Origin of the sequence: Streptomyces viridochromogenes (assembly GCF_001270495.1) — a bacterium.
Classification (GTDB): domain Bacteria; phylum Actinomycetota; class Actinomycetes; order Streptomycetales; family Streptomycetaceae; genus Streptomyces; species Streptomyces viridochromogenes_A.
On record NZ_LGUR01000151.1, the window covers coordinates 24,950 to 46,073 of the forward strand.

The 21,124-nt window shown below is 70.1% G+C and carries 18 protein-coding genes and 1 pseudogene; 11 read left to right on the top strand and 8 right to left on the bottom strand.

The genetic code is table 11. From position 1 onward, the window contains the following. Positions 1-108: 108 nt before the first annotated feature. Positions 109-528: pseudogene (locus tag ADK36_RS15950) on the top strand (RNA-guided endonuclease TnpB family protein); the annotation flags it as partial. 31 nt (positions 529-559) lie between these two features. On the opposite strand, the gene ADK36_RS15955 reads toward ADK36_RS15950, so the two are convergent. Together ADK36_RS15955 and ADK36_RS15960 are read right to left on the bottom strand one after the other, a co-directional pair. Then, entirely contained in the window at positions 560-1,774 is a 1,215-nt protein-coding gene (locus ADK36_RS15955) for an MAB_1171c family putative transporter (RefSeq protein ID WP_048582420.1), read from the bottom strand. A gap of 59 nt (positions 1,775-1,833) precedes the next feature. Next, a complete protein-coding gene (locus tag ADK36_RS15960) occupies positions 1,834-2,496 on the bottom strand; it encodes a hypothetical protein (protein ID WP_048582394.1) in 663 nt (220 codons plus the stop codon). Positions 2,497-2,856: 360 nt separating this feature from the next. On the opposite strand from ADK36_RS15960, the gene ADK36_RS15965 reads away from it, so the two are divergent. The 6 genes from ADK36_RS15965 (at position 2,857) to ADK36_RS15990 (ending at position 9,625) form a co-directional block, all read left to right on the top strand. After that, on the top strand, positions 2,857-4,206 hold the full coding sequence (locus ADK36_RS15965; RefSeq protein ID WP_048582393.1) for an extracellular solute-binding protein: 1,350 nt from the start codon (positions 2,857-2,859) through the stop codon (positions 4,204-4,206). After that, entirely contained in the window at positions 4,203-5,141 is a 939-nt protein-coding gene (locus ADK36_RS15970) for a carbohydrate ABC transporter permease (RefSeq protein ID WP_048582392.1), read from the top strand. The genes ADK36_RS15965 and ADK36_RS15970 overlap by 4 nt, the downstream gene beginning before the upstream one ends. Continuing rightward, positions 5,138-6,019, top strand: a complete 882-nt coding sequence (locus ADK36_RS15975) for a carbohydrate ABC transporter permease (protein WP_053197991.1) — start codon at positions 5,138-5,140, stop codon at positions 6,017-6,019. Before ADK36_RS15970 ends, ADK36_RS15975 begins: the two co-directional genes overlap by 4 nt. Further along, positions 6,016-6,987 (top strand): arabinan endo-1,5-alpha-L-arabinosidase, encoded by a 972-nt coding sequence (locus tag ADK36_RS15980; protein ID WP_048582390.1) that lies wholly within the window; start codon positions 6,016-6,018, stop codon positions 6,985-6,987. The genes ADK36_RS15975 and ADK36_RS15980 overlap by 4 nt, the downstream gene beginning before the upstream one ends. A 67-nt stretch (positions 6,988-7,054) precedes the next feature. Next, positions 7,055-8,563, top strand: a complete 1,509-nt coding sequence (locus ADK36_RS15985; protein WP_053197993.1) for an alpha-N-arabinofuranosidase — start codon at positions 7,055-7,057, stop codon at positions 8,561-8,563. A 147-nt stretch (positions 8,564-8,710) separates the two neighbouring features. Next, positions 8,711-9,625, top strand: a complete 915-nt coding sequence (locus tag ADK36_RS15990) for a sulfite exporter TauE/SafE family protein (protein ID WP_048582388.1) — start codon at positions 8,711-8,713, stop codon at positions 9,623-9,625. Positions 9,626-9,636: 11 nt separating this feature from the next. Here the strand turns inward: ADK36_RS15990 and ADK36_RS50205 are convergent, their stop codons facing one another. Then, positions 9,637-9,990, bottom strand: coding sequence for a hypothetical protein (locus ADK36_RS50205; protein ID WP_053084690.1), 354 nt, complete (start codon positions 9,988-9,990; stop codon positions 9,637-9,639). Beyond that, the gene (locus tag ADK36_RS50210) at positions 9,987-10,328 is read right to left on the bottom strand and encodes a hypothetical protein (protein ID WP_053197995.1); all 342 of its coding nucleotides are present in this window, start codon (positions 10,326-10,328) and stop codon (positions 9,987-9,989) included. Before ADK36_RS50210 ends, ADK36_RS50205 begins: the two co-directional genes overlap by 4 nt. A 161-nt stretch (positions 10,329-10,489) precedes the next feature. Here ADK36_RS50210 and ADK36_RS16005 point away from each other — a divergent pair, with 161 nt between their 5' ends. After that, a complete protein-coding gene (locus ADK36_RS16005) occupies positions 10,490-11,149 on the top strand; it encodes a DUF4360 domain-containing protein (protein ID WP_048582387.1) in 660 nt (219 codons plus the stop codon). Between the two features lie 64 nt (positions 11,150-11,213). Here ADK36_RS16005 and ADK36_RS16010 read toward each other — a convergent pair whose 3' ends face one another. Then, a complete protein-coding gene (locus ADK36_RS16010; protein WP_053197998.1) occupies positions 11,214-11,993 on the bottom strand; it encodes an intradiol ring-cleavage dioxygenase in 780 nt (259 codons plus the stop codon). A 166-nt stretch (positions 11,994-12,159) separates the two neighbouring features. Between ADK36_RS16010 and ADK36_RS16015 the strand changes: the two genes are divergently transcribed. Together ADK36_RS16015 and ADK36_RS16020 are read left to right on the top strand one after the other, a co-directional pair. Next, positions 12,160-12,501 (top strand): trypco2 family protein, encoded by a 342-nt coding sequence (locus ADK36_RS16015; RefSeq protein ID WP_053198000.1) that lies wholly within the window; start codon positions 12,160-12,162, stop codon positions 12,499-12,501. Further along, positions 12,498-15,701, top strand: coding sequence for a serine protease (locus ADK36_RS16020; protein ID WP_053198002.1), 3,204 nt, complete (start codon positions 12,498-12,500; stop codon positions 15,699-15,701). The genes ADK36_RS16015 and ADK36_RS16020 overlap by 4 nt, the downstream gene beginning before the upstream one ends. Here the strand turns inward: ADK36_RS16020 and ADK36_RS16025 are convergent. Both ADK36_RS16025 and ADK36_RS16030 read right to left on the bottom strand, forming a co-directional pair. After that, on the bottom strand, positions 15,648-15,926 hold the full coding sequence (locus tag ADK36_RS16025) for a DUF397 domain-containing protein (protein WP_053198004.1): 279 nt from the start codon (positions 15,924-15,926) through the stop codon (positions 15,648-15,650). The two genes, ADK36_RS16020 and ADK36_RS16025, sit on opposite strands and share 54 nt — an antisense overlap. After that, positions 15,923-16,792 (bottom strand): helix-turn-helix domain-containing protein, encoded by an 870-nt coding sequence (locus ADK36_RS16030; RefSeq protein WP_053198006.1) that lies wholly within the window; start codon positions 16,790-16,792, stop codon positions 15,923-15,925. The genes ADK36_RS16025 and ADK36_RS16030 overlap by 4 nt, the downstream gene beginning before the upstream one ends. Before the next feature lie 127 nt (positions 16,793-16,919). On the opposite strand from ADK36_RS16030, the gene ADK36_RS16035 reads away from it, so the two are divergent. Beyond that, positions 16,920-17,423 (top strand): ATP-binding protein, encoded by a 504-nt coding sequence (locus ADK36_RS16035; RefSeq protein WP_078942652.1) that lies wholly within the window; start codon positions 16,920-16,922, stop codon positions 17,421-17,423. On the opposite strand, the gene ADK36_RS16040 is transcribed toward ADK36_RS16035, so the two are convergent. Further along, complete coding sequence (locus ADK36_RS16040) at positions 17,368-21,105, bottom strand: protein kinase domain-containing protein (RefSeq protein WP_053198011.1); 3,738 nt, start codon at positions 21,103-21,105, stop codon at positions 17,368-17,370. The genes ADK36_RS16035 and ADK36_RS16040 overlap by 56 nt on opposite strands. Positions 21,106-21,124 lie beyond the last annotated feature (19 nt).

The following is a 21,124-nucleotide window of genomic DNA, read 5'->3' on the forward strand; positions in this document are numbered from 1 at the left end:
CAGGCGGGGGAGGAAACGGACTCCTGCGGAGCGGGGCGGGGAGAGTCGATTCGCCTTCTGGCGGATCGGAGCCCATCACCAACTAGCAGCGTGTGCTCACAAGTTGACACCACTCGACTCGTATGTGAAAACCAAACGCTCGTGATCGAGGACCTGACCGTACGCACCATGGTCAGGAACCGGAGCCTGGCCCGCGCCATCAGCTATGCCGCGTGGTCGGACTTCCGGAGCATGCTGGAGTACAAGGCCGACTGGTACGGACGGCAAGTGATCGCGGTGGACCGCTTCTTCCCCTCCGCCAAGTTGTGCTCCCACTGCGGCGCCCTCGCCGAGGCACTGCCGTTGAAAGTCCGCACCTGGACGTGCGGCAGCTGTGGCATGACCCATGACCGGGACGTGAACGCGGCGAACAACCTTCTGGCCGCCGGGCTGGCGGTGTCTGTCTGTGGAGCCGGTGTAAGACCTCAACGGAGAACTCCGGGCGGGCAGTCGGCGACGAAGCAGAAAGCCCCACGGCGCGAGCTGTAGGAATCCCCCTCGTTCGCCGAGGAGGAGGAAGTCAAGCGGGGGCACTCTCTGCGGGGGCGGTCGCTCGGGCGCGTACCGCCTCGATGTCGTCGGGCTGACGGAGGGCTTGGGACACGGCCTGGATCTCCCGCAGCAGATATGCGGTGTCGGGGCCGGACGGGGAGGCGTCGGCCTCCGGGGAGCGCTGCCTGGTGTCGATGGCGTCCAGGAGCATCACGGCCGCGGCGAGGGCCTCCGCCCGGGCGGGCTCGGCGCCCAGGGCGAGGGCCGCGTCGTACGACCGTCCGCGCAGGTTCTCGTCGAGGTGCCGGGACACCTGGAGGAGCGCGTCACGGATGAAGGTCTCCCGGCGGATCAGCCGCAGTTCCGCGGTGCCGCGCAGGGTGAAGGGCTCGCGTCCGCCGGTCACCGAGCGCATCAGCGCGGAGAGCGTACGCAGATGGCGGTGGCGCAGCCGGATCCGCCAGTGCTCGTGCAGGTACTGGCCCGCGTGCGGGATGATGAAGCCCACGGCGACCAGGGACGCGGAGACGCAGGCCGCCGACGGCGCCAGGTCGGTGCTCAGCCAGTCCAGGTCGTGGCCCGTCCAGCGGGCGAACACGGCGGTGAGCTTGGACGCGTCGAAGAGCAGGTTCGTCGCATAGCCGACGCCCAGGAACCGCAGGCCCCAGCGCAGCCAGGCGTCCAGGCCGTCGGTGCGGATCCAGTTCCAGATCAGCCGGGCCGTGATCGCGCAGGCCACGGTGTGCGCGAGCAGGTAGAGCAGGATCTGCTCGCGCATGAAGGGCGTCGTGGCGTAGTACGTGTCCAGGTCCCGGAGCCGTTCCACGGGGGCGTCGGCGAGTGCGAACAGCACCCATAGGGCGACGACCACGCCCACGTAGACGGAGACGACCCAGCGGGTCGCACGGCGGGTGGCGGCCGAGCGGTTGGTCAGGCCGTTGCGCCAGGCGATGATGAGCAGCAGCCACGACGCGCACAGCGCGGTGATGAGCGAGTACACCCAGGGCGCCGAGATGTTCGGTACGCCGGTGACGCGGTTGGTCCAGGCGATGGTGCTCGGGGCGGCGAAGACGAACACGGCGCAGGCGAACAGCAGCAGGCCGCCGACGGCGCGCAGCAGCGGGTCCCGCCACAGCCTGACGATGCTGGGCAGCTTGATCGCCAGGGCGGCGGTGAGGGCGACGGTCGGGATCCAGAAGGAGACCTGGACGTCACCGAAGAGCGTCGACGAGTCCGACGCCAGCCCGGTCGGGCCGGCCGCCAGTCCGGCCGCGAGCCCGGTCGCCGGTCCGGCCGCGAGCGTCACCGCGTCACCTGCCCGCTCCCGCTCGCCCGCCCACTGCCGCTCGCCCGCCCGCTGCTGCTGCCGCCGCGATATCCCAGCGAACGCTGCACCGGCCCGAGCGGCGCATCCGCCCCCCGCTCCGACAGCAGCGGACGGAACGCGGCGGCCAGCCGGTGTCCGAAGTCGTCGGCCTCGGCCTCGTCCCGCTCCCGGGAGCCGTTGCGGGCGGCCACCGTGAGGGCGCCGTCCTTCCAGCCGGGCGTGCCAACGAGTGCGCGCGCGGCGGCCGTACCGTCCGTGTGGTGGTGGCCGTGCCCGGCGTGCAGGTGCCACAACTCATGGCCGAGGATGACCAGTTGCTGCATCGCCTCGGCCCGCTCCTCGACGATGACCAGGTCGAAGTCCTGGAACTCCACCCACAGCCCGGTCACTTCGATCTCGTCGGGGAACCGCTCGAACCGCAGCTCGACGGGCCGTCCGCCGCGCCGGCCGCTCATCTCCGCGCACAGCGCGCGGCACAGCTCCCGTACGTCGGCCGGGGGGTGGGGTCTGGCACGCAGGGCGGCGCTCAGATCGGAGGCCAGGTCGCGCATTCCGGAAGCGGAGCGAGAGCGCCGCAGCCGTGGCCGCAGCACCGAAGCGACCCGGGCCGCCCTCTTGCGCGCGCCCGCGATGTCCATCGCACCCCCTGTTCCCCCGCCGCTCGGCGGGCCGTTCGAGCCTACGCCGCACGCCGTGTCCGCGTCATGCGATCCAGCGACCGTTGTTCAGCCGAGAACGACCGCTTCGGCGGCGCCCCTGAGGCACGCGGGACCGTATCGACATGCGACTCCGGCCGCGCGGTCAGGGGCGCGGGGAACTGCGCGACCAGGCACAACGAACCTGCGGACGACCAGCCACCCACAACCCCACACCCCCCCACCCCGGCACTACCCGCGGAGCGACTTCGTGCAGGACCCATTGACGAGAAAGCGCTTACCGCCTACGGTCCGTTCGAAGTTACGTGCACAATTCGATATCTCGAACAGTTAGGGCAGGGAATGGGACGACCTGGCCTGAATCGCAGGCACCTTCTGGCCGCCGCCGGAGGGCTGGCGGTGGCCGGCAGCTTCGGCTTCGCGGCACTGGGCACCGGCGCCGACGCGCTCGCCTCCAACGCGCGTACGAGGGTGCGGTACTGGAACCTCTTCAGCGGCGGCGACGGTGCCAACATGATCGCGATGCTGGACGCCTTCCGTAAGGCCAACCCCGACATCGACGTGAAGGACTCGACCCTCCAGTGGGGCAACCCCTTCTACACCAAGCTCGCCATGGCCGCCGCGGGCAACCGCGCCCCCGAGCTCGGCGTCATGCACGTGGGCCGGGTCGCGGGCTTCTCGCCGGGCCGCCTCCTCGACCCCTGGGACGTCGACCTGCTCGCCAAGTACGGCGTGCGGCAGAAGGACTTCAACCCCGCGCTGTGGAACCGTGGTGTCATCGACGGCAAGCTCTACGCCCTCCCGCTCGACATCCACGTCCAGCTCTGCTTCTACCGCAAGGACGTCCTGAAGAAGGCGGAACTGCTCGGCGACGACGGCCGAATGATCCCGGTCACCTCCACCGACGAGTGGTTCGACGTCCTGAAGAAGGCCAAGCAGGTCCAGAAGAAGGGCCTGCAGACGATCGGTCTGTGGACCAACGACCAGAACTTCCAGTGGTGGTTCTTCGTCGCCTTCTACACCCAGCTCGGCGGCGGGTGGTTCAACGACGCCCGCACCGAGGTCCTCTTCGACGCCGACAAGGCGACCCAGGTCCTGGAGTTCCTCCGGCAGCACGTCACCGACGGCTACGTCATCCCCGGTGCCCCCACCGGCGAGCAGTTCGTCAACGGCGCCCCCTTCACCTGGGAGGGCAACTGGTCCGTGCCGGTCTTCTCCGGCGCCAAGCTGGACTACGGCGCGACCCCCCTGCCGCCCGTCTTCGGCAAACAGGCCACCCACGCCGAGTCGCACGCCTTCGTCCTGCCCCACCAGGCCGGCCGCGGCGGCGCCACCAACGAGGCCGCGCACGAGCTGGCCGCGTACGTCGTCACGCACGCCCAGCAGTGGGCGGCCGGCGGCCACATCCCCGCCTACCGGCCGACGCTCTCCACGCCCGCGTACCGGAAGCTCACCCCGCAGAACGAGTACGTGAGCGCCATGGACCACCAGGCCACCGAGCCCAAGGTGTGGTTCGCGGGCTCCACCGGCGTGCTCGCCCAGGATCTCGGCCCGGTCGTCGTCTCCTCGACGATGGGCTCCGCCAAACCCGCCGCCGTCGCGCGGACGATGAAGAACCGCCTCACCAAGCTCCTCGCCTCGAAGAACCCGATGGACGGCAGGACCGCCGCGCAGGGAGGTGCGGTCGCATGACGACCAGTGCTCAGACCGTCGTCGCGCCGGCCCGCGCGAAGACCGCGACCGCCGCCCTGACCGTCCGCCGCAAGCAGGGCTTCCAGCACGGCGGCTGGTTCATCGCCCCGTTCCTGCTGCTCTTCGCGCTGTTCGTGATCTGGCCGCTGCTGCGCGGCGTCTACCTCAGCTTCACGGACGCCAACATCTCCGGCGAGGGCGCGAGCTTCGTCGGATTCGACAACTACCGCGAGGCCCTGCGCGACCAGGCGATGTGGGACGCCCTCGGCCACAGCGCGTACTTCACGCTCCTCGTCGTGCCGTGCATCACCGTGCTCGCCTTCCTGCTCGCGATGCTCGCGCACCACATCGAGCGCGGGAAGTGGCTGTGGCGGTTGTGCTTCTTCGTGCCGTTCCTGCTGCCGTCGACCGTCGCCGCCAACATGTGGCAGTGGCTGTTCACCCAGGGCATCGGCCTGTTCAACGAGACCCTCGGGCTCGACACGCCCTGGCTGACCGACAAGTCGTACGCGATGCTCGCCATCGTCATCCAGACCCTGTGGTGGACGGTCGGCTTCAGCTTCCTGCTCTACCTCGCCGCGCTCCAGGGCATCCCCGGCCACCTGTACGAGGCCGCCAAGCTCGACGGCGCCAATGCCTGGCACCGCATGGTCCACATCACGCTGCCGATGCTGCGCAACATCACCGGCCTGGTGATCGCGCTCCAGATCCTCGCCTCGCTCCAGCTCTTCGACCAGGCCGTCGTGATGATGGACTTCAGCCCGGGGCCGGAGCTCAGCACCAGGTCGTTCGTGCAGTACACCCTCGAACAGGGCTTCACCAGCTACCGCGTGGGCTACGCCTCCGCGATGTCCATCATCTTCTTCGTGATCATCGCATTCGTCGCCCTGGCGCGGATGTGGCTGCTGCGCAACCGTGAGGAGGGCGGCCGATGACCACCGCCGAGACGCCCGTACGCACCGCACGTACCGTACGCACCAAGTCCCGCAAGCCCTGGACGCCCAGCCAGATCATCCTCACGATCGGCGGTGCCACCGTCTCCGCCGTCTTCCTGGCACCGATCGTCGCCGCCCTGCTCACCTCGCTCAAGTCCGAGGCCGAGGCGGCCGAGATCCCGCCGCACTGGCTGCCTGAGGTCTGGACGGGCCAGGCGTGGAAGGCCCTCTACGAGACCGGCAACGTCACCGACTGGTTCGTGAACTCCCTGGTGGTGTCGGTCTGCGTGACGTCCGTCGTCCTGCTGGTGAGCGCCCTCGCCGGCTACGGCTTCGCCCGCACCGAGTTCCGCGGCAAGAACGTTCTGCTGGGCCTCGTCATGGCGGGCCTGATGATCTCCCCGGCGGTCCTCGGCGTCCCGCTCTTCACCACCGTCCAGCAGATGGGCATGGTCGACACCTACTGGGGCATGATCCTGCCGCAGTGCGCGCCCGCCGCGATGGTCTACATCCTCTACAAGTTCTTCCAGGGCATCCCGCGCGAACTTGAGGAAGCCGCGTTCATCGACGGCGCCGGCCGCTGGCGCGTCTTCTTCACCATCGTGGTCCCGCTCGCCCGCCCGTCCCTCGCGGCGGTCGGCATCTTCACCTTCATCGCGTCGTGGAACAACTTCCTGTGGCCGTACATGGTGACCAACAACCCCGACCTGATGACCATGCCGAACGGCATCGCGACCGTCATGAACTCGTACGGCATCCAGTGGGCCCAGCTCATGGCCGGCGGCCTGATGGCGGGCCTGCCGCTGATCGTCGTGTTCGTCTTCTTCCAGCGGCAGATCGTGGCGGGCGTCGCCCACACGGGATTGGCGGGACAGTGAGAGCACCCAGAGCGCTGACGGCCGTGATCGCGGCGGCGTTCCTCGCGTTCCTCCCCAACACGGCTCACGCGGAGCAGAGTTACCCGGACCCGCAGCCCGTCACCGGCCAGCAGATCATCCATGACCCCACCGTCATCCGCCTCAAGTCCGGCGGCTACGTGGCCTATTCGACGGGCGGTGTGATCGGCGCCCGCCTGTCCAAGGACCGCAAGCACTGGACCGACTCGGGCAACGCCTTCGCCGAGCCCCCGAGCTGGTGGTACGAGTACAACGACACGGGCGATCCCTGGGCCCCCGACATCTCCTACCGCCAGGGCAGGTACTGGCTCTACTACGCCGTCTCCTCCTGGGGCACCAACCACTCCGCGATCGGCGTCGCGACGTCCCGCTCCGGCCTCCCCGGCACCTGGGACGACCACGGCAAGGTGTTCACGTCCGAGACGACCGACACCTGGAACGCCATCGACCCCGCGCTCATCCAGGCCGACGGCAGACTCTGGATGTCGTTCGGCTCGTACTGGACCGGCATCCGCATGGTCGAGCTGAACCCGGTCACAGGCAAGGCGGTACCGGGAGCGACGGTCCACCACCTGGCGACCCGCCCCGACGCGCCGTACGCGGTAGAGGGCCCGTACATCGTGAAGCACGGCCGCCACTACTACCTCTTCGCGTCCTACGACCAGTGCTGCGCGGGCGTGAACTCGACGTACAAGATCAGGGTGGGCCGCTCGACGTCCGTCACGGGCCCGTACACCGACAGCACGGGCAAGCCGTTGCTGGAAGGCGGCGGCGACCTCTTGCTGGAGGGCCACGGCAGGTACATCGGCACAGGCGGCCAGTCGGTCTTCAGGGACCGGGGTCAAGATTGGCTGGCGTACCACTACTACGACGCAGCGGACGAGGGCACGCCGAAGCTGGGCCTGAACAGACTGCACTGGACAAAAAACGGCTGGCCAATCGTCCTTTAGGGGCGCGGGGAACTGCGCGACAAGCCCCCACAGACCCGCAGACGAAACGCAACCTCGAAAGGCAAACATGAGCACCGCCCGCTTCACCCTCGACCCCGCCTTCACCATCGGCGAGGTCAACCCCCGCCTCTTCGGCTCCTTCGTCGAACACCTCGGCCGCTGCGTCTACACCGGCATCTTCGAACCCGGCCACCCCACAGCCGACGCCGAAGGCATCCGCACCGACGTCCTGGAACTGGTCCGCGAACTCGGCGTCACCGCCATCCGCTACCCCGGCGGCAACTTCGTCTCGGGCTACAAGTGGGAGGACTCGGTCGGCCCCGCGGAAAACCGCCCCCGCCGTCTGGACCTCGCCTGGCACTCGACGGAGACCAACCGATTCGGCCTCTCCGAGTACATCGACTTCCTGCGCAAGGTCGGCCCGCAGGCCGAGCCGATGATGGCCGTCAACCTCGGCACGCGCGGCGTCGCCGAAGCCCTGGAGCTCCAGGAGTACGCCAACCACGCCGAGGGCACCGCCCTGTCCGACCTGCGTGTCTCCCACGGCGACAAGGACCCCTTCGGCATCAGGCTGTGGTGCCTCGGCAACGAGATGGACGGCCCCTGGCAGACCGGCCACAAGACGGCCGAGGAGTACGGCCGGATCGCCGCCGAGACGGCCCGGGCGATGCGCCAGCAGGACCCGAACGTCGAACTGGTCGCCTGCGGCAGCTCCGGCCAGTCCATGCCGACCTTCGCCGAGTGGGAGGCCACGGTCCTCCAGGAGACGTACGACCTGGTCGACTACATCTCACTGCACGCCTACTACTGGCCGGAGGACGGTGACGTCGACTCCTTCCTCGCCTCGGCCGTCGACATGGAGTCCTTCATCGAGAACGTGGTCGCGACCGCGGACCACGTGGGCGCCCGGCTGAAGTCGAAGAAGAAGATCAACCTCTCCTTCGACGAGTGGAACGTCTGGTACCTGCCGGAGTGGGAGGCGCACGCCAAGACGCTGAAGGACTGGCCGGAGGCACCGCGCCTGCTGGAGGACAACTACAGCGTCACGGACGCCGTCGTCTTCGGCTCGCTCCTCATCGCGCTGCTGCGGCACGCCGACCGCGTCACCGTCGCCTGCCTCGCCCAGCTGGTCAACGTGATCGCCCCGATCATGACCGAGCCCGGCGGCGCGGCCTGGCGGCAGACGACGTTCTTCCCCTTCGCGCAGGCCGCCCAGTACGGCCGCGGCCAGGTTCTGGACGTTCGCGTGGACTCCCCGACGTACCAGACGAAGAAGTACGGCGAGGCCGATCTCCTGCACGCCACGGCCGTGCGCGCCGAGGACGGTACGGTCACCGTCTTCGCGGTCAACCGCAGCCGTACCGAGGCCCTCCCGCTCGAAGTCGCCCTGAGCGGGCTGGACTTGACGAACGTCGTCGAGCACAGCGCCCTCGCGGACGCCGACCCGGACGCGCGGAACACCCTCGACGACCCCGAGCGCGTCGCCCCGCACCCGGTCGAGGGCACGGAGCTGAAGGACGGCCGCCTCACCGCCGTACTGGAACCGCTGTCCTGGAACGTGATCCGGCTGGGCTGAGGTCGGCCAAGGTCCGCGGTCCACGCCTCGGACATCCGTCCCACACCTCGGACACTCACAGCTCGCCCCCAGCCGGATGCCCTAAAGTCCGGTCCCGTCCATCCCTACCAACCCGGTAGGGAACCTCGGAAAGACGGGACCGGCCGCATGCGCACGCTGATACTGCTCGCCCTCGCGGGTCTGGGGGCCCAGCTGGTGGACGGCAGCCTCGGCATGGCGTACGGGGTGACCTCGACGACGCTGCTGCTGGCGCTGGGTACGAATCCGGCCGCCGCCTCCGCGACCGTCCACCTCGCCGAGATCGGTACGACGCTGATGTCCGGCGCCTCGCACTGGCGCTTCGGGAACGTCGACTGGAAGGTCGTCGGGAAGATCGGTGTGCCCGGGGCGGTCGGTGCCTTCCTCGGCGCGACCGTGCTGTCCAAGCTGTCCACCGAGGTGGCGGCGCCGCTGATGTCGCTGATCCTGCTCGGCCTCGGCGTGTACGTCATGTCCCGCTTCACCTTCCGCGGCCTGCCCAAGGACCGGGTGGGCCTGCCGTTGCGGCGCCGGTTCCTGACCCCGCTCGGTCTGGTCGCCGGGTTCCTGGACGCGACGGGCGGTGGCGGCTGGGGCCCGGTCGGGACTCCCGCGCTGCTCGCCTCCGGCCGGATGGAGCCGCGCAAGGTCATCGGCTCCATCGACACCAGTGAGTTCCTGGTCGCGGTCGCCGCGAGTCTCGGCTTCCTGTTCTCGCTGGGCTCGCAGGGCATCGACTTCGTATGGGTCGCCGCCTTCCTCGCCGGCGGCCTGGTCGCCGCCCCGGTCGCCGCCTGGCTGGTGCGTGTCCTGCCGCCCCGGGTCCTGGGCTCCGCGGTGGGCGGCGTCATCCTCGTCACCAACGTCCGCACCCTGCTGAACAGCGACTGGCTCGCGGTCTCCGGGGTGACGGCCGTGGCGGTGTACGTCGCCCTGTACGCCCTGTGGGCCGCCGCCCTGACGTACTCGATCCGCGCCCACCTGAAGGAGGGGAAGGCGGCCGCGACCGAGCCCGTCGAGGAGCGGCAGCCCGTCAGCACCTGACCGACCGGGTGTCAGGCGGTGCTGACGCCTACTGTCAAGGTCGCCTTGTAGCCGTCGGACACGCTGTCACCGGGTGCCGTCAGGGTCAGCAGACCGGATGACGCGCCCCCGTCGTCGTAGATGCCGTCGTCCGGCAACTGGGTCTCCCGCGTGGTGTTTTCCGAGTACGGCGAGGTCGCCTGGATCTCCGTGTTGATGTCCGGGTCGAAGAAGAGCTGTCCGGTGTGAACGATCTCGCCGCCTGTGTACGAGTCGTCGGTGAGCGTCACATCCGTGTGCACCCGCATATGGACGTGCACCGCGCGCGAGACGTGGTGCCCCGGCCAGATGGACGTGATGTCGCACTGGCCGCTGTCGTCGGTCATCTGGCCGCCGCGCAGTCGCTCGCGGTGTCGGCGACGGTGAAGGTGTACCGGACCTCGAAGCCCTCCGTGTCCTCCCGGATGTCCTCACGTACGAGGGCGCCTTCGAGGGCGTACGGACCCTCGGTGACCTCGGCGTTGAGGACGCGGACGCCGACGGTGGCGGAGGCGGCGGCCTCCGTCGCGGCGGTGGTCGACGTCTCGCTCTCCTCGGTGCCGGCGTCGGCCGAGGCGATCCCGGCGACGGCCGGCCCGCCGGCCGCGGCGACACGGCCAATTGGGGGGCAGCTGAGGAGAAGCTGAATGTGCGGCTGTGAATGACCTGGGGACCCATCCCCCAACTCGGTTGTGAATGGCTGGAGTTCACCCTGGCTGCCTCTCGTGTGGCTCCCTACGATTCCAACGCCTCCGACCTTCACAGAAACCCCACTGTTTCTTCAAAGATTCAACCGTGGAGTGCGGGCCGGGAGCGCAGCCACCCCCCATCCCCAAGGAGAGCTCCATGGCACGTGGACTCCTGCGATTCCTGCTGACCGGCGGCGGACTCGCCGCTCTGCTCACCGCGACGCTGCCCGCGCAGGCGGCCCCCGCGTTCGAGAACCCGCCGCCGGACAAGATCGTCATCAAGGTCGCCACGGTGAACGGCTCCGGCTGCCCCCAGGGCACCACCGCCGTCGCCGTCTCCGAGGACAACACCGCCTTCACGGTGACCTACAGCGACTACCTCGCCCAGGTCGGCGGCAACTCCGACCCCACGGCGTTCCGCAAGAACTGTCAGCTCAGCCTGGTCGTGCACGTCCCCGGCGGCTTCACCTACGCCATCGCCAGCGCCGACTACCGCGGCTTCGCCGCCCTCCAGTCCGGCGCGAGCGCCATACAGAGAGCCTCGTACTACTTCCAGGGCTCACCGAACACGCAGTACCGCAACCACTCCTACAGCGGCCCCCTCAACGACAACTGGCAGGCCACCGACGAGACGGACTGGGCCCAACTGGTCTGGGCGCCCTGCGGAGTTCAGCGCAACTTCAACATCAACACCGAGTTGCGGGTGAACCTGGGCTCGTCCTCGCCGAGCAAGGTCAGCTTCATGACCATGGACTCGACGGACGGCGACATCAGCACGGTGTACCACCTGGCGTGGAAGGAGTGCCCGGAGAAGTAGGCCCGCACATGGCTGAGGCCGCGCCCGGCGGGGAGCCGGGCGCGGCCTTCCGCGGTCGGTCGGGTCAGCTGCTCTCCACCCCGAGGGTCAGCGCACCCGCGTACCCCGCGGAGGGCGAAGTGCCCAGCGCGGTCAGGGTCAGCAGCCCGGACGCGGCGCCTCCGTCGTCGTAGATGCCGTCCTGGGCGAGGGTGGTGCGCGGGACGGTGTTGGCGGCGTAGGCGGCGAGCGCGGCGACCCGGGTCGTGGTCGTCTCGTCGAAGAAGAGCTGGCCGGTGTGGAGTTCCTGGCCGCCGGTGAAGGAGCCGTCGTCGGTCAGGGTGACGTCGGTGTGCACCTTGACGTGGATGTGGACGCAGCGGCCGCGGTACCAGCCGGGGTACACGGCGGTGATGCGCGCGACGCCGTCCGAGCCGGTGAGCACGCCGCCGCGCAGGAACGTGCCGTTGTCGGGCTCGTCGTGGCCGTTGTTGCCGACGAAGCCGGAGTACTCGCCGAGGGCGTCGCAGTGCCAGATCTCCACCAGGGCGTTGTTCAGCGGTGCGCAGGTGTCGTCGTCGACGACGGTGAGGGTGAGCTTCAGCGGGATGCCGGTCTTGTCCTCGCTGATGTCGGCGCGGACGAGCTGTCCGTCGAGGTAGTAGGGGCCTTCGGTCATCTCCTTCGTGAGGGTGCAGACGGCCGCGGCGGCGACGGGGACCGTGCCGGCCGCCTCGGCTGTGGGGGCTTCGGGCGCGGCGGCGGTGACGGCCAGGGTGGCGGCCGCGGCGCCGCCGGCGATCAGCACGGTGCGGCGGCCGATCGTGGTGGGGGTTGCCTTCGAGGTGCCTGAAGTGTCTGTCATGAGCACGGCACCGTAGGAAGGGATGCTGTTGATGGGCTGTCAGTTGGGCAAAGTGAGCGACCGTCAAGTTCGTTGCCGGTCAAGGACGATGGACCGCGCCACCTCGCCGGGGTGGTTGGCGTGAACCGATGGCGGTCGACACCGAGGTCTCTCTAGCGTTGGGCACATGACCGACGACAACCGGATCGAGCTGGCCGACGCCGTGCAGGCGGTACGGGACGAACTGATCACCGCGGCGGCCCGTTCGTCCGGCCGCGACGTGACCTTCGAAGTGGGCGACATCGAGCTGGAGTTCAGTGTCGAACTGCGCAAGGAGACCACGGGCGGCGTCAAGGTGAAGGCGTGGGTCGTGGAGGGCGGGGCCGACCGGGGCGGCGGTACGACCCGGACGCATCGCGTGGCGCTCACGCTCAGGGCGCGGGACGCGCGGACCGGGGAACCGTGGAAGGTGCGGAACGAGAGCAGGGGGAGCGTCGGGCGGTTCGGCGGGGGTGATGACGCGCGGTGATCGGGGGGAGCGTCCTGGACCGCGTGGTCGTGGTGTGGGGGAACGGACAGGGCAGCGGTGTGCTGCTCGACCGGCGGGAGGTGCTCACGGCCTGGCACGTGGTGGCGGGCAGCCCGTCCGTCGAGGTGATCCACCCCGCGTCGGGCAAGCCGGTGCAGTGCTTCGTCGACCGGGTAGACGAGACACTGGACGTGGCCCTGCTGACCCTGGCGGCGGACGTGCTCGGCGCCGAGCACGCCGTGCCCCTGGGCCGCATCAGATGCGGCGACGTCAGAACCCGTGACCCGCTGCCGCACTGCCAGATCGTCGGCTTCCCCCAGGTCCAGCGGTACGGGGAGCGGGGCGAGGACCTTGAGTACGACCAGTACCGCGCGACCGTGCTGCCGATGGCCGGACGGATGCGGGACATGCTGGTCTGCGAACTCGACCGGCCGGCGGCCGACGAGCGCGGGCACGCCGCCTCTCCCCTGAGCGGGCTTTCCGGCGCACCGGTCCTGGCCGGCCGGGTGCTGCTCGGTGTGGTCACCCAGGTGCCCCGGGACCGGCACCACCTCAGGATCGAGGCGGTACCGGTCACGGCTGTGGCGCAGCGGGACAAGGACCGCTTCGTGCCGCTCCGGGAGAGGATCAGGCTGGAGGAGATCACCGACTTCCACCCCCGGGACGAGCGCTTCGAGGCCCAGTACGCGAAGGATCTCAGCTCCCAGTACCGCAAGACGGAGATCTTCGGCATCGAGGAACTCGGCAGGAGCGAGTCCCGCTGGGACCTCGACACCGCCTACCTGAGTCTGCGGGCCGAGGCCGCCCCGTACGTGGAGAACGTGCGTCCCGGCGCCCCGGACCCGTGGTCCGGTGACCCCTGGTCCGGTGCCCCCTGGACCGGCACTCCGGAGGACCGGGACGCCGTCCAGCGCATAGAGAACCTGCTGGTCAACCGGCCCCGGGCGCTGCTGCGCGGCGAAGCCGGGGCGGGCAAGACCACCCTGGTGTGGTGGCTCGCGGCACACGCCGCCGCCGACACCCTGGGCACGGAGCTCACCGAGCTGAACGGGCTGGTCCCCTTCGTCATCCCGCTGCGCGAGGTGCACGCGCGCGGCAGGGGGTACCCGTCGGTCGCCGAGCTGCTCTGCGCGGGCCGGTCCCTCACGGAGGACCCGCCCGACGGCTGGTGCCGCCGCGTCATGGAGGCGGGCCGGGGACTGCTCCTGGTGGACGGCCTCGACGAAGTACCCGCGGCGGAGCGCGAGGAGGCCCGGCGCTGGCTCTCCACCCTCCTCGACCGCTACCCGCGCACCCGGTGCCTGGCGACCGTCCGCCCCAACGCGGTCGACAAGGACTGGCTCAAGGCGGAGCACTTCGTCGAACTCACGCTGTTGCCCATGAGCGACGAGGACATCCGCACCTTCGTACGCGCCTGGCACAAGGCCGCCCGCCTCGAATGCGACCACTTCTACGACACCCGCCGCAGCGGCGAGGAGAAGCAGCTCCTCGCCTCCCTGGAAGAGGACCTGCTGCACCAGCTGGAGCAGAACAACGCGCTACGGGACCTCGCCCGCACCCCGCTGCTGTGCGCCGTGATCTGCGCACTGCACCGGCGCCGCCGCGGCCTGCTGCCCACCACCCGCTGGTCGCTCTTCAGGGCCGCCCTCGCCATGCTCCTCGGCGGGCGCGACATGGGCCGCGGCGTCCGCCACGCCGATCCCGTCACCCTGGACTCCGACGACCAGCACGCGCTGCTCCAGCGGCTCGCCATCTGGCTGGTACGGACCGGGCAACAGCAGATGACCTACGAGCAGGCCGTCCAGCAACTCGGCCTGGCCGTACGGGACATGCCCCAGGTCGCCAAGCAGGGGAACCCGGAGCGCATCCTGCGTTTCCTGCTGGACCGCAGCGGACTGCTCCAGGAACGCGGGGACGACGCGATCCAGTTCATCCACCGTACGTTCCAGGACTTCCTGGCGGCCAAGGAGTTCCACGAGAGCGGCTACGTCCCCGAACTGCTGGAGCACGTGGACAACGAGGCATGGCGAGACGTGATCGTGCTGGCCGTGGGCCACACCACACGTCCCTTCGCCGAGAGTCTCATCAAGCAGATCACCGATCTCGGGGACGCCAACGACCTTGCGCGGTACAACCGGCACGTACTGGCCGCCCGGTGCGTGGTCAGTCTGCGGCAGTTGGACCCCGTGCTGATGGAGGCGGTCCGCAGCCGGGTGGCGGCGTTGATGCCGCCGGAGCACGTGGGACAGGCCGAGGACCTCGCGAGCCTCGGCGAATGGGCCGTCGGAGTGCAGCCGGACGCCGAGCAGGCGACCGGCCCCTGGACCGTCAACACGGTCCGGCTCCTGGGCCTGATCCGCGGCGGCGAGGCGAACCGGAAGCTCAAGGGGTACGCGTCGCATCCCGACCCGGTCGTCCGCAACGAGGTGGTGAGGGCCTGGGACCTGCGTCCGTTGGCGGCGTACGCCGACGAGGTGCTGGCCGGGATGCACGTGCCCCAACTCATCGTCAACCGGCCCGAGAAGCTCGTACGACTGGGCCTGCTGGCGTCGGTCGAGAAACTCTCGCTGACCGGCTCGTACGAGGCGGCGGACGTGGCAGCCCACCTGCCGACGCGGCACCTCGTGTCGCTCGGCCTGTACGGCAACGACGTGATCGACGACCTCGCCTTCCTCCGCAGCAGGCCGGACCTGACCCGACTGCAAGTGCGGGGCTGCCCGGCCCTGCGGGACTTCCCCACGCTACCGAGCGTCCGCGACCTGTTGGTGGAGTTCGACCACGCCGAAGGGCTCGAAACCCTGGAGGACTGGGCGAACCTGCGGACCCTGACGGTCTCCGGCTACAACCGGGACGCCTCGGGAATCCTCCGCGCCGCGCTGCGCGCACCCCTGCTCACCGATGTCGTCCTGGGCATCGACTCCCTCGCCGACCTGGCCTCCCTCGCCCCGAACCCGCGGATCCGGCACCTCAGATTCACAGGGCTGCGCGACTACGCGCACATGGGTCTGCTGCGCCAGGTCTTTCCCCACCTCAGAAGACTGGAGATCGGCCTGGTGGACGGCGGCCCCAACGCGGTGCTCGACCTCCGTGAGCTGGCGGAGATGCCCGACCTGGAACTCGACTTCTGGGGTGACGTCCCGGTCCCCTCACGCATCCTCGGGGCGGAGGCCTTCGGCGAGCGACTCAGGCATGACCCTTGAGAGGAAGCCGGCCCAGGTGGTGGGGGAGAGGGTGAGTTGAGGGCCGTGGGGGTTCTTGGAGTCGCGGATGTGGATGGTGTGGGGGCAGGCGGCGACCTCTACGCAGTCGCCGGAGCCGCCGCTGCTGTAGCTGGACTTGTGCCAGGCGAGGGCCACTTCGACGCAGTCGCCCTGGCTGCCGCTGCTGTAGCTGCTCTTGAACCAGGCCAGTTCGGACGTGCTCATAGCGCTCCTCGCATTCGCTTCAGCAGGCTCCTGGAGTCCTCGGGGGTGAGGGCCTGCGAGCGCAGTTTGGCATACCGCTGGTGCAGGAGGCTGATCGCTTTCGGGTCGGAGATGAGACGGCCGTTCTCCTGACCTTCGGAGTAGGCGAACCACTTGTTCTCGGGCGTCTCAAGCAGCTGCAACGGGCCGTCCAAGCCTGCGTGTACGGGCTGCCGCAGCGGCATGACCTGTACTTCGACGTTCCAGTGCCGGTCGATCAGGTCCAGTAGGTGATCGAGCAGGGCGCGTGTGACCTCGTCCCCGCCTGTGTGCCGCTCTAGTACTGCCTGCTCGATGATGAAGCTGAACGCGCATGGGGGTGTCCGCTGCGTCGACAGCAGATCCTGCCGGTCGAGGCGCGCTTTGATCCGCTGGTCGAGCTCTTCGTCGCTCGGGATTGGCGGCGCGCTCAGCGACACGGCCCGCGCGTACGCCCTGGTCTGCAACAGGCCGGGGATGACGCGGCATTCGTAGGTGTAGAGGCTGATTGCCGTTGCCTCCAGCCGCGCCCACTGACGGAACCACGCCGCCAACCCTTGCTGCCGAGCCAGATGCGCAACCGACTTCTGCAACGCCCCCGTGTTCCCCGTCACCCCCTCCGCCCGTGCCGCGAACGTCGGATCCGGCATCCGCCGCCCCAACTCCACCGAAGCCACGGTGTGTTTGGACAGCCCCACCAGATCCCCGAACTCCTCCCGACTCAGCCCCGCATGCTCCCGCAGGGCCTGTACAACCGCCCCGAACGTCCGCAGACTGTCCGACGACTCCGGCTCGCCACCCGTACCCGTACCCGCACCCGTGCCCGCACCCGCACCATCGACCACCATTGGTCACCTCCCGCGCACATGGTCACGGTCCGTCACGCGTACTGTCCAGCCCGTAACCGCGTACGCTCCCGCACCGTACGCGGCCCTCACCTGGTGAACTGCCCCGCAGGGCCGCCAGATTGAGCGCATGCCAGATCCGCTCACCCAGCGCCTCAGCGCCACCCCGCGCGGCGCCCGCCTCGCCCGGCACCTCGTCGTGAACCAGCTGCACGCCTGGGGCATCCCGCACGGCAGTGCCGCCTCCGACGCCGTCGCGGTGATCGTCGCCGAGTTGGCGGCCAACGCCGTGACCCACGGCCGTGTGGCCGGGCGGGACTTCGAGGTGCGGTTGTCGCTGCCGACGGGCAGCATCCGCGTCGAGGTCAGTGACACCCGTACGGAATCCGGCCCCCCGAAGCCGGGCGACGTACCGCCTCCGCACCCCCTCGACGAACACGGCCGGGGTCTCGTGCTGGTCGAGGCGCTGGCCGACCGGTGGGAGGTGGTGGAGCGGGACGGGTCGCCCGGCAAGACCGTGTGTGCCGAGGTCGAACTGCCGGGGTGGCTGGCCCTGGTAAGGGGGCGCGGGGGCGCTGTCAGAGAGGCGGGGGCTCCCACCAGTCGCTTGCCATCCGGCTCAGTTCGGCCCTGACGCCGGACGGGCGGAGCCAGCCGAGACCGGCGTACTGGAGAGTCCGGTACAGGCCGTCGAAGTCCTCCTCGGACCACGTCGGGGTGCCACGCCGGTACGTGCTCCCGTCCTCGTAGGGGGGAGTGTGCAGAGTGAGGAACGCTTCGAGGTGCGGACGCGCCGCCTCGTCCCAGTCGGCGGGCCGGCGGGCGTCGAGTTCCCAGTCGATCTCCCACAGCCGCACCGTGCTGTCCCCGCCCGCCGAGACGGCGAAGCGGCCGTCGGCGCTCAGGACCGCCGAAGACACCTCGCCCGTATGGCCTTTGAGGACGTGCAGGCAGCGGCCGCTCTCCACGTCCCACAGCCGCAACGTGCTGTCCCAGCTGCCGGAGAGCGCGAAGCGGCCGTCCGAACTCAGGCACACCGAGTAGACCTCTCCGGTGTGCCCCTTGAAGGAGGGCCCGCTCTGTCCCGTGGCCAGATTCCACAGCGCCAGCCCGCGGTCCGCGCCGCCGACGAGGACGGACCGGCCGTCGGCGCTCAGACTGACCGCGCCCACCGAGCCAAGGTACTTCAGCTTGCGCTTGGGCAGGCTGAGGCCGGACTCCAGATCCCACGCCTGCAGGGTTCTGCTCCGGCCCGAGGTGAGAGCGAGCCGGCCGTCGGTACTCAGCCAGCCGCGGCCGCCGCGCATCTCCCCTTCGAGGGTGTGCAGGACGCGTCCGGTCTCCAGGTCCCACACCGTCGTCGTCGCGCTCTCGCCGCCGGATCCGCCGATGAGGGCCAGGCGGTCGCCGCCCCCCATGCACACCGTGCCGACGCGGCCCGGGGGCGTCTCCAGCCGCTGGAGGACACGGCCGCTCTCCGTCTCCCACAGCTGTACGACGCCGTCCTCGGTTCTGATCAGGGCGAGGCGGCCGTCGCCGCTCAGACAGCTCGACCGCAGGCCGTTGGGGCCCTCGAACACCCGTAGACAACGGCCGGTCGGCGCCTCCCACAGCCGTACGGTCTCGTCCCAGCTCCCCGACAGCACCAGCCGTCCGTCGGCACTCACCGACACGGTGTGCACGTTGCCGGTGTGCCCCTCCAGGGAGCCGGACTGCCAGACCGCCCTCGCTCCCACCCGCACCGAGGACAGCGCCAGGGTGTGCCAGGCTGCGAGCGCCCGTGGGTACCGGTCGTGTCGCGGCAACGACCTGACCTTCTCCAGCCGTACCCGAGCCGCCACCGTGCGCCCCTTCGAGAGGTGCCGTTCGGCCGCGTCCAGCAGGGCTTCCACGCGCAGGTCGAGCTGGGCCAGCTCGGCGTGCGACCGCGGCCGGCTCGGTCTGAGCGGACACACATAGCGGCTGTCCCCCTGCAGCTGCCACAGCCGCACCTCGCCGTCCGCACCGGCGGACAGCACCCGTCGGCCGTCCCCGGTCAGGCCGATCGCGTTCACGGCACCGGTGTGTCCTTCGAAGGTGCGCAGGCAGCGCCCCGTGGCCACGTCCCACAGCCGTACGGCGTTGTCCGCGCCCCCCGAGACGACGGTACGAGCGTCATCGCTGATCCGGACCGACCTCACCGAGCCGGTGTGCCCCTGTAACACGCGCAGGCAGCGGCCCGTGGCCACGTCCCACAGCCGTACGGTGTTGTCGGTGCCGCCCGAGACGGCCATGCTGCCGTCGGCGCTCATGCAGACCGCCACGACGGACTGGGCGTGCCCCTCGAAGGTGCGCAGACAGGCGCCGGTCTCCACGTCCCACAGCTGCGGCTTGCTCCCGAATCCGGACAGGGCCGCGCGCCCGTCCGGGCTCGGCCAGACGGGAAACGTGCCCAGGGTGAACCGGCTCAGGGGCTGACCGAGGGCACCCCAGCGGCCGTCGGCGTCCCACACGCGCACCGTCGAGTCGTGGCTCCCGAACAGCAGCAGCCGGCTCCCGGGGCTCAGCCGCACGGACTGCACACCCGTGTCCGTCGCGTGCTCCCAGACGCACTCGCCCGTCTGCGTGTCCCACAGGCGCACGGTGTAGGGCCAGTTCTGGTTCGAGTAGTCCATCCCCGCGGAAAGGATGAGGAGCCCGTCGTCGCTCAGACAGATCGAGTGCACGTCGGTCTCGTGGGCGCGGAACCCGACGAGGATCCGGTTGGCGTCCACGTCCCACAGCCGGATCGTTCCTTCCGGGTCGCCGGTCACGGCCAGGCGTCCGTCGGCACTGAGATCGGCGGTGACCGGTGCGGCGTGCCGGAAGGTGTGCAGCGGGCGACCGGTAGCCAGGCCCTCGGCGCGGGCGTGCAGCAGTGCCGTCCGGATCTCGGTGTTCTCCGGCTCGGCCCGCGCCGCCTCCTCCAGCAGGGGCAGGGCCTCTGCGAGGGAGCCGCGTTCCAGGTGCACCTGGGCGAGCAGTTGCTGCTTCGCACGTGAGGAGGCTCCCGGACGCGCGGGAGCGCCCTCGATGCCGTGGACCAGCGCGTCGTCGGTCAGGCGCCCCGCCCGCCAGCGCAGCAGCCCGGAGTCGTAGGTCGCCTCCAGGTGCCGTGGATCCGTCGCGAGCGCCTCGGCGAACGCCGCCTCCGCTTCCTCGAACCGGCCGAGGTCGAGCAGGGACAGACCGCGGTTGTTCAGCTCGTCGGCGCGTAGCTGCACCTCCTTCGGGGCGGGGCGCGGGTAGGGGCGGCCCAGTTCCATCGAGTAGACGAAGAAGAGCCGGGCGACGATCTCGGACATGTCGCGCGGCCGGTCCGCGGGATCCTCCAGCAGACAGTGCGCCAGCAGCTCGGCCAGCCGGTCCGGCAGGTCCGGCAGGCCGCCCCCGGCACGGCCGCGTCGACGGTGTTCGGCCAGCTTCGCCGCGGCGTCCGGGCCGGCGAACCAGGTGATCTCGCCGAGGAACATCTCCAGCACGGTGACCGCGAAGCTCCACACGTCGGTGCGCCGGTCCAGCGCCTCGCCCGCCACCTGCTCGGGCGAGGCGTAGGCAGGGGTCAGGCCGCCCACGGTGACCAGGAGAGTGGAGGCTTGTGACGCCGGTGCGCCCGGTCCCGGCACGGCCGGCCACGGCACAGCTCCGCCCCGCCCCGTCCGCGCGAGACCGAAGTCCGTGACTCGCGCGGTGCCTTCGGTGTCGAGGATGACGTTCGCGGGCTTGACGTCCTGGTGGACCACACCGTGGCGGTGCGAGTGCTCCAGGCCCCACGCCATCTGGATCGCGATGTCGAGCACCCGGGCCAGCACCTTGCGGGAGCTGCCGCGATAGAGCCTGCGGTCGTCGATCCAGTCGCGCAGGCTGCCGCCGTAGAGGTACTCGGTGAAGACGCGGGGGACACCGCCGAGGGTGCGCACGTAGTAGCAGTTGCACACGTGCGGGTGCAGACCGAGGGACACCCACGTCTCGGCCTCGCGGACGAACCGCTCCTTGTCCGCCTGGCTCACGAGCACATCCGGGAGCGGGGTCTTGACGGCCAGGTCGGTGTCCCAGGCCAGGTGCCGGACCCGGTGGACGACGCCCATCATCCCCTGGCCGAGGACGGCTCTCACCTCGTACAGACCGGCGACGGTGTCGCCCGGGGACCACACGGCGCTCGCGTCGTCCGCGGACCCGTCCGGCGCCGCTCCGTCCGCGTCCGGGACGGGATAGCTCGCCGCGACCGTCCTGCGGGGATCAACGCGCCCGGCGGGCTCGGGCGTCTTCTTGCCGCGGCGCCACTTCCACCTGTCCACTGCCCACCCCCGGGGACAT